Source organism: Mycolicibacterium parafortuitum (assembly GCF_002086815.1).
GTDB lineage: Bacteria > Actinomycetota > Actinomycetes > Mycobacteriales > Mycobacteriaceae > Mycobacterium > Mycobacterium parafortuitum.
In genome coordinates this window covers 1-13,656 of the sequence record NZ_MVID01000029.1, presented here as the reverse complement: position 1 = coordinate 13,656, position 13,656 = coordinate 1, and the positions used below count along the sequence as shown (strand labels likewise).

The window sequence follows — 13,656 nt, the reverse complement described above, 5'->3', positions numbered from 1 at the left end:
AGGGCATGGCGTCATCGATCCGGTCGGATTCCACGCCGGTGCAGGTGCGGCACCTCGGTGTGCTGGATTACCAGGCGGCGTGGGATCTGCAGCGCGAGACCGCCGACCGCCGCGTCGCCGGTGGCCCGGACACCCTGTTGCTGCTCGAGCACCCGCCGGTGTACACCGCGGGCCGGCGGACTCTGCCCGAGGAACGGCCGGTGGACGGCACCCCCGTCATCGACACCGACCGCGGCGGCAAGATCACCTGGCACGGTCCCGGCCAGCTCGTCGGCTATCCGATCATCGGTCTCGCCGAACCGCTCGACGTGGTGAATTTCGTTCGGCGCCTTGAAGAGTCGTTGATCACGGTGTGTGCGTCGTTCGGTGTCGAGACCGGTCGGGTGGAGGGCCGCTCCGGGGTGTGGGTCGCCGGCGACGGCCTGCGCCCGGCGCGCAAGATCGCCGCGATCGGCATCCGGGTGGCGCGCGCGACGACGTTGCACGGTTTCGCGATCAACTGTGACTGCGACCTCGGGGCGTTCGGATCGATCGTGCCGTGCGGAATCCGCGACGCCGGGGTGACATCCCTGACCGCCGAACTCGGCCGCCCGGTCGGGGTGGCCGACGTCGTCGACCGGGTCGCCGAAGCCGTTCTGGATGCGCTGGACGGCCGCATCGTGGTCGGTGTCGAATCGTCGGCGAGCGTAGGATCAGCACAGTGACGATCGCCCCTGATGGCCGCAAGCTGCTGCGTCTCGAAGTCCGCAATGCCGAGACGCCGATCGAGCGCAAGCCCCCGTGGATCAAGACGCGGGCGAAGATGGGGCCGGAATACAAAGAGCTCAAGGGCCTGGTGCGGCGTGAAGGTCTGCACACCGTCTGCGAGGAAGCCGGCTGCCCGAACATCTTCGAGTGCTGGGAAGACCGCGAGGCGACGTTCCTGATCGGCGGTGAGCAGTGCACCCGCCGCTGCGACTTCTGCCAGATCGACACCGGTAAGCCCGCCGACCTGGATCGCGACGAGCCGCGCCGGGTCGCCGAGAGTGTGCAGGCGATGGGGCTGCGCTATTCGACGGTGACGGGCGTGGCCCGCGACGATCTGCCCGACGGCGGCGCGTGGCTCTACGCCGAGACGGTCCGCCAGATCAAGGCGCTGAACCCGAACACCGGCGTCGAGCTGCTGATCCCGGATTTCAACGCCGATCCCACCCAGCTGGAGACGGTGTTCGAGACCCGACCGGAAGTGTTGGCGCACAACGTCGAAACGGTGCCCCGGATCTTCAAGCGGATCCGTCCGGCGTTCCGCTACGAGCGCAGCCTGTCGGTGCTGGCCGAGGCCCGCGAGTACGGTCTGGTGACCAAGAGCAACCTGATCCTCGGCATGGGCGAGACGCCGGAGGAGGTGCGCACCGCGCTGCACGACCTGCACGACGCGGGCTGCGACATCGTCACGATCACCCAGTACCTGCGCCCGTCGGCGCGCCATCACCCCGTGGAACGCTGGGTGCACCCCGACGAGTTCGTCGAGCACGAGCGCTACGCCACCGAGATCGGATTCTCGGGTGTTCTCGCAGGTCCGCTGGTCCGCTCGTCGTATCGGGCGGGCAAACTGTATGCCCAGACGGTGGCCAAGCGGTCGGCCGTATCCTTGTCCAATGGCGAAATCGCGTAAACCGGCGCAAGACAAGGAAGCCAAAGCCGCGGCCAAAGCGGCCCGCAAGGCGGCTTCCAAGCAGCGCCGCAGTCAGCTGTGGCAGGCGTTCCAGATCCAGCGCAAAGAGGACAAACGCCTTCTGCCGTACATGATCGGCGCGTTCGTGCTGATCGTGGCGCTGTCGGTGGTCGGTGGCGTGCTCGCGGGCGGTTTCACCGGGTACCTGTTCATCCCGCTCGGTGTGCTGCTGGGCGCGCTGGTCGCGTTCATCATCTTCGGCCGCCGCGCGCAGAAGTCGGTGTACAAGAAGGCCGAGGGGCAGACCGGTGCGGCGGCGTGGGCGCTGGACAACCTGCGCGGTAAGTGGCGGGTGACCCCCGGCGTCGCGGCCACCGGACACTTCGACGCGGTGCACCGCGTGATCGGCCGCCCCGGTGTGATCTTCGTCGCCGAGGGCTCGGCCAACCGCGTCAAGCCGCTCCTGGCGCAGGAGAAGAAGCGCACCGCCCGGCTCATCGGAGACACCCCGATCTACGACATCGTGATCGGCAACGGTGAGGGCGAGGTCCCGCTGGCCAAACTGGAGCGGCACCTGAACAAGCTGCCCGCCAACATCACCGTCAAGCAGATGGACGCGATCGAGTCGAAGCTGGTCGCGCTGGGCTCCAAGGTGGGCCCGGCGGCGATGCCGAAGGGACCGCTGCCCGCGCAGGCCAAGATGCGGGGCGTGCAGCGCACCGTGCGGCGTCGCTGACCGCGGCGTGTGCACGGCGTGCGAGTGGGCGCCGCACTTCGCGGCGTTCGGAACGAAGACCAGCCGCCGGACGGTGCTGCGCACGGCCGCGGTGCTGGCGATCGCCGCGACCACCGCGGCCGCATGCTCGACCGATCCCGGCGGCGCGCCCGCTGAAGCCGCGCCCGCCGACTTCGTCTTCCACAACGGCCGGGTCTACACGGTTCGTGACGACGCGCCGTGGGCGCAGGCCGTAGCCGTCACCGGCGCCACCATCACCTATGTCGGCGACGACGGCGGCGCGCTGGCGTTCGCCGGCCCCGACACCGAGGTCGTCGACCTCGGTGGCCGGCTGCTGATGCCCGGCTTCGTCGAAGGCCACATCCACCCGTTCCTCGGCGCCTTCCTGTCCACCGGCGTGGATCTGCAGGTGCCCACCGGTCAGGACGCCCTGGCCGCGATCGCGGCCTACGCGAAGGAACACCCGGACGGGCCGGTACGCGGATTCGGTTGGCGCGTCGACATGTTCGGCCCCGAGGGACCGACGAGGGCCGATCTGGACAAGGTGCTGCCCGACCGGCCGGGCTTCTTCTTCGCGATCGACGGCCACAGCATGTGGGCCAACAGCAAGGCGCTCGAACTGGCCGGGGTCACCCGCGAGACGCAGGACCCGATCCCCGGGTTCAGCTACTACGTGCGCGACGAGAACGGCGATCCGACCGGCTACGTCCTCGAGGTCGACGCGGTGCTGTCGCTGGTGAACGCGATCGAGCCGATTTCGACGGAGTCGATGGGCACGCTGTTCGAGCAGTGGCTGCCGCTGGCCTCGGAGGCCGGGATCACGTCGGTGTTCGATGCGGGCGTGCCGCCGGTCGGCGGGGATCAGGGCGCGCTGCTGGCGCTCTACACCGACGTGGAGAGCCGTGACGCGCTGCCGTTCCGGGTGGTCGCGTCCTACAGCGTGAAATCGCCGCCGGTCGACGACGCGGTCGCGCAGCTGACGGCGCTGCGCGAGCAGATCTCCTCCGATCTGGTCACCGTCGGGTGCGTGAAGATCGTCGGCGACGGCACCCAGGAGGGCTACACGGCGTGGCTGCTGGAGCCGTACGCCGACAAGCCGGACAGCACCGGCGGTTCGCCGTTCACCGAGGACCAGTGGCGCGGGCTGATCGGCGCCGTGGACGCGGCCGGCTTCGACGTGCACGTGCACGCGTGCGGGGAACGCACGACCAGGACGGCGCTGGATGCGATCGAGGCGGCCATCGGGGCCAATCCCCCGCGCGACCGCAGGCACACGGTCGCGCACCTTGTCTACGTCGAGGACCCCGACAGCGCCCGTTTCGGCGAGCTCGGCGTCATCGCGGAGTTTTCGGCGAACTGGTTCTCCGCCGATCCGGACACCGTGCTGAACCTCGCGGCGCGCTACGGCGCGCCGCGCAAGGACAACCTGTACCGGGTGCAGGACGTGATCCGGTCCGGCGGGCGGATCTCACTCGGTACCGACTGGCCCGCGGCGGGCTACTTCTCGACGTACAGACCGCTCGACTCGATCCAGATCGGGGTGACCCGCCGACTGGTCGGCGATCCGGCTGCCGAGGTGCTGGCACCCGCGGATCAGGCGTTGACGGTCGAACAGGCCGTGCACGCCAACACCCTCGGCGCGGCCTATCAGCTCCGGCTCGAGGACAAGGTCGGTTCAGTGGAGGCCGGCAAGCTCGCCGATCTGATCGTGCTGGACCGCAATATCTTCGAGATCGCTCCGCACGACATCCACGCCGCGAAGGTCACGCTGACGATGATGAACGGCCGGGTCCGGCACCGGGCTTAGCGCTACCGTCTGCTCTTCGCGCGAGCGCTCATCGCCTGACGACGGCGGTCTTGGTCGCCAGGTCGTGTAGGCCGCGCTGGTCGGAATCGGTGAACAAGGCCGGGATCACCAGGGTGATCAGCAGGCCGCGCGCCAGCGCGCGACCGAGGCCGACGTGCGCGCGGTTGTCCACCGAAACCACCTTCAGGCCCAGCGCGAACTGGCCCGGCGTGAAGCCGTACAGCCGCACGGACACGACGCCGAGGGCCAACCAGGTGATCAGCACCGCGGTCGACAGGGCGCCGAGACTGAACAACCCGAGCGTCATCGCCAGAGCGGCCAGGCCGTAACAGATCAGCCAGTCCAGGCACAGCGCGGCGACGCGGCGGCCGAACCGGGCGATGGAGCCGGGTCCGTTCTCGGGCAGACCGAGACGAGCGCCGGGATATGCGGACCGTTGGTCGGGATCGTTGGATTGTGATGGTCCCGACAGCCAGGAGCCAATGGAACGGGCCATAGAGCAAGGATAGGTGCTCGGCGATAGTGTCGTTCACAGCCACCGACGGGATGCGTAACTTCTACGCAACATGCGGTTGACTGCCGTGCAACATCGTGTCCATACCGTCACCGGCGGGCTACCAAGTCAAAGGAGATCAATCAGTGGCAGAACAGACCGCCGACGACATCATCAAGCTGATCAAGGACGAGAACGTCGAGTACGTCGACATTCGGTTCTGCGATCTGCCCGGCGTCGTCCAGCACTTCTCGATCCCGGCAGCGGCGTTCGACGAGAGCGTGTTCGAGGACGGACTTGCATTCGACGGTTCGTCGGTGCGCGGCTTCCAGTCCATCCACGAGTCCGACATGATGCTGCTGCCGGATCCCGCGACTGCGCGCATCGATCCGTTCCGGGCCGCCAAGACGCTGAACATGAACTTCTTCGTGCACGACCCGTTCACGCGCGAGGCGTACTCCCGTGATCCGCGTAACGTCGCGCGCAAGGCGGAGAATTACCTGGCCAGCACCGGCATCGCCGACACCTGCTTCTTCGGCGCCGAGGCCGAGTTCTACATCTTCGACTCGGTGACCTTCGACTCGAAGATCAACGGCACCTTCTACGAGGTCGACTCCGAGTCGGGCTGGTGGAACACCGGTGAGCCGTTCGAGGCAGACGGCAGCGCCAACCGCGGCTACAAGGTGCGCCCCAAGGGCGGCTACTTCCCCGTCGCGCCGTACGACCACTATGTGGACCTGCGCGACGAGATGGCCACCAACCTGCAGAACGCCGGGTTCGTGCTGGAGCGCGGTCACCACGAGGTGGGTACCGCCGGCCAGGCCGAGATCAACTACAAGTTCAACACGCTGCTGCACGCGGCCGACGATGTGCTGCTGTTCAAGTACATCATCAAGAACACGGCGTGGCAGAACGGCAAGACCGTCACCTTCATGCCGAAGCCGCTGTTCGGCGACAACGGCTCGGGCATGCATGCCCACCAGTCGCTGTGGAAGGACGGCAAGCCGCTGTTCCACGACGAGTCGGGCTACGCCGGCCTGTCGGACATGGCCCGCCACTACATCGGCGGCATCCTGCACCACGCCCCGTCGCTGCTGGCGTTCACCAACCCGACGGTGAACTCCTACAAGCGTCTGGTCCCGGGTTACGAGGCGCCGATCAACCTGGTGTACAGCCAGCGCAACCGGTCGGCCTGTGTGCGAATCCCGATCACCGGCAACAACCCGAAGGCCAAGCGCCTCGAGTTCCGTTGCCCGGACAGCTCGGGCAACCCGTACCTGGCGTTCGCGGCGATGCTGATGGCCGGCATCGACGGCATCAAGAAGAAGATCGAGCCGCTGGCCCCGGTCGACAAGGACCTCTACGAGCTGCCGCCCGAGGAGGCCGCGAACATCCCGCAGGCGCCGACTTCGCTCGCCGCCGTGATCGACAAGCTCGAAGAGGACCACGAGTACCTCACCGAGGGCGGGGTGTTCACCACCGACCTGATCGAGACCTGGATCTCGTACAAGCGTGAGAACGAGATCATGCCGATCCAGATCCGTCCTCACCCGTACGAGTTCTCGCTCTACTACGACGTTTAAACCAGTTCCGGAAAAGCCGGGCGCCTTCGGGCGTCCGGCTTTTTCGTTAACCTCGGGCCCATGACTTCGAACCTCGATGCGCGGCTGGCAAGTTATTCGTCCCCGGTGCTGAGCATCTTCCGAATCGTGTTCGGCCTGCTGTTCACGCTCCACGGAGCGCAGAAGATCTTGGCGTGGCCGACCGGAATGCAGACCGCCCCCGGAGTTTTCGACGGCCCCGCGGTGCCGGTGGGCACCTGGCCGTACTGGTGGGCGGGAATCATCGAGCTCGTTCTCGGGATCCTGATCACCGTCGGGCTGTTCACCCGCATCGCCGCGTTCATCGCCTGCGGCCACATGGCGGTCGCGTACTTCTGGCAGCACTTCCCCAAATCGTTCTTCCCGCTCGAGAACGGCGGCGAAGGTGCCGTGCTGTTCTGCTTCGGGTTCCTGCTACTGACCGCGATGGGCGCCGGCGTCTGGTCGGTCGATGCCGTGCGGCAGCGCGGGAGGGTCGTCGGGCGTACCTGACGTCCAGTCCCCCACCCGGGCCTGCACCCCGCCTGTGATCCGGTCGGCCGGTCGGCCGGCGCCCTGGCAGGTGTCACTGACGGCCTGCGCCGATTCGGCGACGAACAGTCCGTACAGGATCTCGTCGCGCAGCGAGGCGATCGCGGCCAGAAGCTGTACCGGGGGGCCGTCCTTCGTCAGGCGGGTGGCAGCGTCGTCGAGTAGCGCTGTCATCCCGTCGAGCCCACACGCCGACAGATCCGGCTGGTACCACTCGGCGAGGAAACAACGATGCAGCGGGTCCGTGCTGACCACCGGTATGACGTTAGCCGCGGCGGCGGCGTCACGAATCAGGGATTTCCCTGGACTTGTCGATGTCCAGGCGCGAATGCAGTTGCGTGCGTGAACGAATCCCGAGCTTGCGGTAGACGCTGCTGAGGTTCATCTCGATCGTCTTGATCGACAGGAAGACCTGCGCGGCGATCTCCTTGTTCGAGTATCCGGCCGCCGCCATCCTCGCGATCCTCGCCTCGACAGGGGTCAACCCCAGATCGTCGGCTTCGGGACCCGGGTGGCGGGCGCGTTCGGACTTGGCGCGCGTGGCCCACAGCGCGGCACCCAGCTCCCGGAATCGTCTCTCGGCGTCTGACAATGTGGCCGACGCCAGCTGGCGTCGACGCCGCCGCCGCTGCAGTTGGCCGAGCAGCAGTTGCGTTCGCGCCCGCTCGAACGGCATGGTCAGGTGATCGTGGTGTGTCAGAGCGAGTTCAGCGGCGGCCTCGGCGCCTTCCAGGTCGCCGCGCGCGGCCAGGCACAGCGCGCTGCCACGGGCTGCCATCGCCAGCATCCAGGCCCGATTATGGCGAATTCCGTTGTCCTGCAGCGCCTTGACCAGGACTTCGGCGCCGTCGACATTTCCGGTGGCGGTCAACGCCTCGATCGCTTCAGGAATCCACCCGCACCGTGGAATCTCGGTGCCGAGCGCTGGATCGAACGTGTCGACCAACGGACGCAGAATCTGCAATGCGCGCTGATGGTCCGCCCGCGATACGTCCAGGAAGGCCAGACATGTCCGAGGACCCACCTGCAGGTCGACCGCGCCGGTTCGCTCGGCCAACTCGAGCGCTGACGTAGCAGCCCCGCGAGCCGTGTCGACGTCGCCGGTGTACGCGGCGACGAACGCCGTCGACGTCAACGCGAAAAGACGCGCGTGGTGGCCGCCCATCTGGTCTGCCCTGTGCACCATCTCCGTCGTGATGCGCTGCGCGGCCTCGAAGTCGGCAGACCAGATCGCCGCCATGGTCGCGTGCTGGTCGACCCAGATCGCGTCGAGTTCACTGCCGTGTTCCACACACTCGGCCTTGATCGCCGCCAAACGTCTTCGGCCGCTGGCGATGTCGCCGGACCACACGTCGACGAGCGCGCACACCGCGTCGGCGCGCATGTTGACGTGCATGACGTCGGTGCGCGATTGCAGACGTAATGCCTCGTCCAGCGTGCTTCGATCCAACCCGCGGCCGTACATGAAGGACAGCAGCACCCACATCGACATCGCCTGACTTCTGGCGGTGTGGTCGTCGATGCTCTCGGCGCACACAAGGGCGGCGCGGGCGCAATCGAGTGCCTCACGGGCCCGCCCGGTGATCCCCAGGCCGGGCGCCAGCAACAGCAGCCCCTGCAGCCGCAGATCCGCCACCTCCCCCACCTCGTCGACGCCGGCGAGGAGCCCGTCCACGGCGACGGTGAAACTTCCGTCGTAGCCGTCGATCGCGCCCTGCAACATCCTCGCCGAGCCGCGGATGATCCCGGCGGGTAACTCCTCGCCGAGTTCCTTGAGGTGCTGCCGGGCCGCGGCGAGTGACCCTGCCTCGAAGTGGTAGCGCGCCGCGATGAGACGCCGGATCGGGGTGTCACCGCCGAGAGCGATTGCGAGCTCCAGCAATTCGGCCGCAGCGGCGGGCGCTCCCTGGCTGCGGGTGATCGCCGACGCGGTGTCGAGTTCGGTGAGCGTCGCGGCGTCCCCGCTGGTGGCCGCGCAGGCCAGGTGTCGCGCCTTCAATTCTGGGGCGTCGACGACCTCGGCGAGCCGGCGGTGCATCTCGCGGCGCCGGGCCGGGTCGGCCTCGGTGTAGCAGCCGGTGGCGATCAGCGGGTGCGCGAACCGGATTCGCTGGCCGCTGACGACCACCGCGCGGGCGGCGTCACCGCTCTCCAACAGGTCGATGACCTCACGGGGTGACAGCCCGGCGGCGCGGGCGACGATGTCGACCGTGGGCGCCGGGGTGCATGCCGCCGCCAGCAGCAGTTCGGCCGCATCCGGGGAGACGTCCTTGACGTGGTGCCGCACCAACGCGGCGAGGCTGTCGGGCAGTTGCCGGTCGAGCGGGAGCCCGTCGGCTGCGGCGCGGGCGAGCTCCAGCGCGTAGAGCGGGTTTCCGCCGGAGATCTCGTAGATCCTGTGCATCGTCGGCCGGGGCAGCACCTGCCCCAGCCGGGACGCGATCAGGGCATGCACGCCGCCGAGCGACAGCGGCGTCATCGTGATGCGGGCGACCGCGTCGGGAGTGGCCATTTCGAACCATTGGGCAGCGTCGCGGGCGCCCGGGTCGCCGGTGCGGAAGGTGACCAGGACGCCGAGCGGGCCCCAGACCCGCCGCACGGCGAACCGCACCGCGGCCGCGCTGGCACTGTCCAGCCATTGGACGTCGTCGACGACGATGAGCACCGGCGCCTCGGTGGACAGGTGACCGAGGACCGACAGCAGTCCGGCGGCGGCGGCGCGTTCGTCGGGTGACGGCACATCGGCGCCGCGCAGCAGGATTCGGTTGAGCGCGTCGCGCTGAACCGGCGCGAGCCGGTCGATGATCTCGCCGGCGACTTGCGACAGCAGATCGGCCAGACCGGCGAACGACAGCGTGACCTCGCTGGGGCTACCGCGCGTCATCAGCACGTGGAAGCCCTGCGCGGCGGCACGCTCGCGGGCATCGAGCACGAATGTCGTCTTGCCGATGCCGGCTTCGCCGCCGACCACCAGACCGGCGGGGGTGGTCGTCGCGCGCAGCAGAAAGTCGTCTAACGCCCGTGATTCCGGGCCACGGGCGACCGCACCCGCCATCTGTCGGTTCACGACTCCCCCTGGTATCGCACCGATGATGCTTGCCAGTTTCCCGCAAGAGCGCGGCTTTCGGCAAATCTGCTGGATTCGGCTCGGAGACCTCAGCTCGCGGCGAGGAGTCGCAAGCGCCGGCACTTCCACAGCTCAAGGCTGCACCATCCCGAAGCCGGTACCGATGAAGCCAATGTCATTTAGCTGCAACGACTGTCGACCGACCTTCGACACTACGACCCGGCGACCACAGGCCTCACAGCGATCTCGCATCCGTCCTTCAGCGAGCCAGAGCGAAGCCTTTCCGGCCGGCGTGATCTACTTGAAAACACAAGGATGGCAAACTTCGATTGGCGACCAGCGGTGACCATCCCTGGAACCGCGGCCTCGCCAGCGCCTGAGTACGTCCGACGCAAACGCAAATATTCCTGAACATCCCCCAGCAAACCGCCCTGACCCCGTACGATCGCGTCACTCATTGACAGCGAAAGTATTTCTTCGGGGGGAGGAATGCCGTGAGGCATTCGGCATGCATCGGTCGTATCGGCGCGCTCGCGTTCGCTCTGGGGGTGGGGATCGGGCTCGGCGCCTCACCCGCGATCGCCGCGGCGGACGACACCGGAGCCGCATCGAGTTCGGCGACGTCGGAGCGCTCACCCGCCAAACCGCAGCGTCCCGCGCGCGAGTCCGCCGATACGGACACCAAGACCGACACCCCGGACCGCGACGCCAGTGACGACGCAGACGACGCGGCCGCCGACAAGAACGACCGGGCCGCAGCCGCCGACGAGGATCCCAAGCGCGGCAAGCACACCCGCGCGAACGACGACGACGCACTTGACGCCGACGTCGAAACAGACGTGGACACCGACGTCGATACAGACACCGCCGCCACGTCCGACGCCACCGACTCCGTCGTCACCCCCGCCCCGGCGCAGGCCGCGCCCACCGAGGCTCCCGAGGACACCCCGGCGCCGCCGGCCGACGCGGTCGTCGACCTCCCGGCCCCCGAACCGGTCGAGGCCCCGGCGCCGGCACCCAAGGCGGTCACCCTCTCCAGCATCCTGTCCTCGCTCCTCGCACCCCCCAGCACCCCGAACACGCCCGCCGAGTCACCGCTGTGGCTGGTCGCGGCCGCCGCCCTCCGCCGACACGTCGACCCGGTCACCACCTACTCGGCCACCACGCAAGCCACCACCTCGGCCCAGCTCACCGGCGCGCAAACCGACGCCATCCTCCGGCTCGGCGAGATCCTGCTCGGCGAGCCTCCGACCGCGCTGGCCACCACCGACACCCGCGCCTACCTCGCCCACAACGCCGGAAAGTCGATCACCGTGATCGACACCCTCACCGGCACCGTCGTGCGGACCATCTCGTTGCGCACCGCACCGACATCCCTCGCGGTGGCCCCCGACGGCGGCCGCCTCTACATCTCCAACAGCGCCGCGGGCACCGTCTCGGTTCTCGACACCGCCACCGACACCGTGATCAGGACCATCCGGGTCGGTAAGGCCCCGACCGCGATCGCGGTGAACGCCAACGGAACCCGGGTCTACGTCGTCAACAGTGACGACGGCACGGTGTCGAAGATCAGCACCCTGACCAACTCCGTGGTCGGCAAGGTCTACGGCGTCTCCGAGGGCGTCTCCGAGATCGCCGTCAGCCCCGACGGTTCCACCGTCTACACCCTCAGCAGCACCACCGGTGTGATCACGCAGTTCACGTCCACGGCGCTGGTGGCCACGGTCATCGACAGCGTCTCCACCGGCTCGGCCGGCATCACGTTCAGCGCCGACGGGTCGCGGGTGTTCGTCGCCGACCTCGCCGGGTCGGTCAAGATCTTCGACGCCACCTCGCGCCGACTGGTCGACAGCATCACCGTCAGCGCGGGCGACCCGTTCGACATCGCGGTGAGCCCGGACGGCACCACGCTGTTCGTCGCCCGCAGCGACGACGGCAAGCTGTCGGTGTTCGACATCGCGACCAAGACCGAGGTGAAATCGGTCATCGCGAACCCGTACGAGGTCGACGGCCCGCCGCTGATCAGTGTCAGCCCCGACGGCACCCAGCTCTACTGGACCGAGTTCGGGGGCAACCGGCTGCACGTCATCGCTCTGGTCGCCCCCAACGCCGCCCCGGTGGCCCAGACCCCGGTCGTCAACGCGCCCAACGCTTCTGGTGACGTGACGGGCTCGGTGATCGTGACCGACCCCGAGGGCAACTCGTTGACCTACGAGGTCAGCACGCCGGACCGGGGCACGGTCACGGTCACCCGCGGCACCGGCGGTCAGTTCGTGTTCACCTACAAGGCCACCCCGGCGGCCCGGCACGCGGCGGCGGCAGTCGGTGCCTCCGCCGAACTCAAGCAGGACACCTTCACGATCACCTTCACCGACGGCAGGCGTGGCGTGGTGTCGGTGCCGATCACCGTTCAGATCGCCCCGGCCAACGCCGCCCCGACCGCGACCGTGCGGTCGAGCGTGTCGTGGTTGAGCGCCAAGGTGTTCGGCACCATCACCGCCAAGGATGCCGACAAGGACACGCTGACCTACGTCGCGTCACCGACGGCCAAGGGCGGGTCGGTGACGATCGGCGCCGACGGCAAGTTCACCTACGTGCCCACCGCGGCCGCGCGGCATGCCGCGGCCAAGGCAGGCGCGACCGCGGCCGACAAGCAGGACACCTTCGACGTCACGATCAGCGACGGCCACGGCGGACTGACCACCCTCACCGTCACGGTGAAGGTCAAGCCCGGCAACGCCGCGCCGAAGGCGCGCGTCATCACCAACGCGTCGTGGTTCAGCCCCACCGTGTCCGGCAGAGTCATCGCCCGCGACGGGGACAAGGACGGCCTGACCTACACGGCATCGTCGACCGCGAAAAACGGTGTCATCGTGATCGATTCGCGTGGACGATTCACCTACACGCCCGACCAGGCCGCCCGGCACGCCGCCGCGGCCAAGGGCGCCACCGCCGCGGACAAGAAAGACACCTTCGACATCGTCGTCGACGACGGGCATGGCGGAGTCACCACTGTCGCGGTCACCGTGCGGATCAGGCCCGCGAACGCCGCGCCCACGGGCGGGTCGGCGGCCGGGGTCTACACCAACCCGAACACCGGGCTCACCCGGGGAACCATCACCGCGGTCGACGCCGACGGCGACACCTTCACCTACCGGGTCACATCGTCCACCGGCAAGGGCGTCGTCACCGTCGGCGAGGACGGGTCGTTCGTCTACGTGCCCACCGACGCGGCACGCCGGGCCGCGGCCAACCCGTTCGCGCCGTCCTGGACCAAGACCGACCGGTTCCGGGTGACCGTCGATGACGGCCACGGCGGCACCACCTCGGTCACTGTCCGCGTCGACATCGCCCCGACCGGCCACGTCAATCAGGGCCCGACCAACGGCGATTACACCGTCGCAGAACCGAATCCGGTCAACGGGAAGGTCACCGGCACCGCGTCGGCGACCGACCCCGAACGCGACGAGATCTACTTCCTCGGGTCGGGGCCGACCACCAAGGGCGGAACCGTGGTCGTCGAGCGCGACGGCCAGTTCGTCTATACGCCGACCGACGCCGCACGCCAGCGCGCCGCGGCGCCGGACGCCACCGATGAGGACAAGGCGGACGCCTTCGTGGTCACGGTGCTCGACCAGTACCAGGAGACGCTGACCATCACGGTGCGGGTGTCGATCCTGCCGTGGGCGGGCCAGATAGCGGGCCGGATCGTCTAGGGCGTGTCTGACAAATGTTTCGGATGTTGCGGCTGAGACTTAGGGCATGTC

The 13,656-nt window shown here is 68.4% G+C and carries 10 protein-coding genes; 7 read left to right on the top strand and 3 right to left on the bottom strand.

Annotated elements, in window-relative coordinates; genetic code table 11:
• Nucleotides 1-5: 5 nt before the first annotated feature.
• Genes lipB through BST38_RS24055 form a run of 4 tightly spaced genes read left to right on the top strand, consistent with a single transcriptional unit; the run spans nt 6 to nt 4,197 of the window.
• Nucleotides 6-704 carry a lipoyl(octanoyl) transferase LipB gene (gene lipB, locus BST38_RS24070; protein WP_083146010.1) on the top strand — a complete coding sequence of 233 codons (699 nt, stop codon included), beginning with the start codon at nt 6-8 and terminating at the stop codon, nt 702-704.
• Nucleotides 701-1,654 carry a lipoyl synthase gene (gene lipA / locus BST38_RS24065; protein WP_083146009.1) on the top strand — a complete coding sequence of 318 codons (954 nt, stop codon included), beginning with the start codon at nt 701-703 and terminating at the stop codon, nt 1,652-1,654. The genes lipB and lipA overlap by 4 nt, the downstream gene beginning before the upstream one ends.
• Nucleotides 1,638-2,390: a DUF4191 domain-containing protein gene (locus BST38_RS24060; RefSeq protein ID WP_083146008.1), complete on the top strand. Its 753-nt coding sequence runs from the start codon at nt 1,638-1,640 to the stop codon at nt 2,388-2,390. Before lipA ends, BST38_RS24060 begins: the two co-directional genes overlap by 17 nt.
• Before the next feature lie 7 nt (nt 2,391-2,397).
• Nucleotides 2,398-4,197, top strand: a complete 1,800-nt coding sequence (locus tag BST38_RS24055; RefSeq protein ID WP_083146007.1) for an amidohydrolase — start codon at nt 2,398-2,400, stop codon at nt 4,195-4,197.
• A 28-nt stretch (nt 4,198-4,225) separates the two neighbouring features.
• Here BST38_RS24055 and BST38_RS24050 read toward each other — a convergent pair whose 3' ends face one another.
• On the bottom strand, nt 4,226-4,693 hold the full coding sequence (locus BST38_RS24050; RefSeq protein WP_083146006.1) for an RDD family protein: 468 nt from the start codon (nt 4,691-4,693) through the stop codon (nt 4,226-4,228).
• A 143-nt stretch (nt 4,694-4,836) separates the two neighbouring features.
• Between BST38_RS24050 and glnA the strand changes: the two genes are divergently transcribed.
• Nucleotides 4,837-6,273: a type I glutamate--ammonia ligase gene (glnA, locus tag BST38_RS24045; RefSeq protein ID WP_083146005.1), complete on the top strand. Its 1,437-nt coding sequence runs from the start codon at nt 4,837-4,839 to the stop codon at nt 6,271-6,273.
• A gap of 60 nt (nt 6,274-6,333) precedes the next feature.
• Entirely contained in the window at nt 6,334-6,783 is a 450-nt protein-coding gene (locus BST38_RS24040; RefSeq protein ID WP_083146004.1) for a DoxX family protein, read from the top strand.
• On the opposite strand, the gene BST38_RS24035 is transcribed toward BST38_RS24040, so the two are convergent.
• Both BST38_RS24035 and BST38_RS24030 read right to left on the bottom strand, forming a co-directional pair.
• Complete coding sequence (locus tag BST38_RS24035; RefSeq protein WP_181792055.1) at nt 6,706-7,077, bottom strand: hypothetical protein; 372 nt, start codon at nt 7,075-7,077, stop codon at nt 6,706-6,708. The two genes, BST38_RS24040 and BST38_RS24035, sit on opposite strands and share 78 nt — an antisense overlap.
• Nucleotides 7,078-7,105: 28 nt before the next feature.
• The gene (locus BST38_RS24030) at nt 7,106-9,889 is read right to left on the bottom strand and encodes a helix-turn-helix transcriptional regulator (RefSeq protein WP_133057261.1); all 2,784 of its coding nucleotides are present in this window, start codon (nt 9,887-9,889) and stop codon (nt 7,106-7,108) included.
• Nucleotides 9,890-10,383: 494 nt separating this feature from the next.
• Here BST38_RS24030 and BST38_RS24025 point away from each other — a divergent pair, with 494 nt between their 5' ends.
• Nucleotides 10,384-13,605 (top strand): cadherin-like domain-containing protein, encoded by a 3,222-nt coding sequence (locus BST38_RS24025; protein WP_083146002.1) that lies wholly within the window; start codon nt 10,384-10,386, stop codon nt 13,603-13,605.
• Nucleotides 13,606-13,656 lie beyond the last annotated feature (51 nt).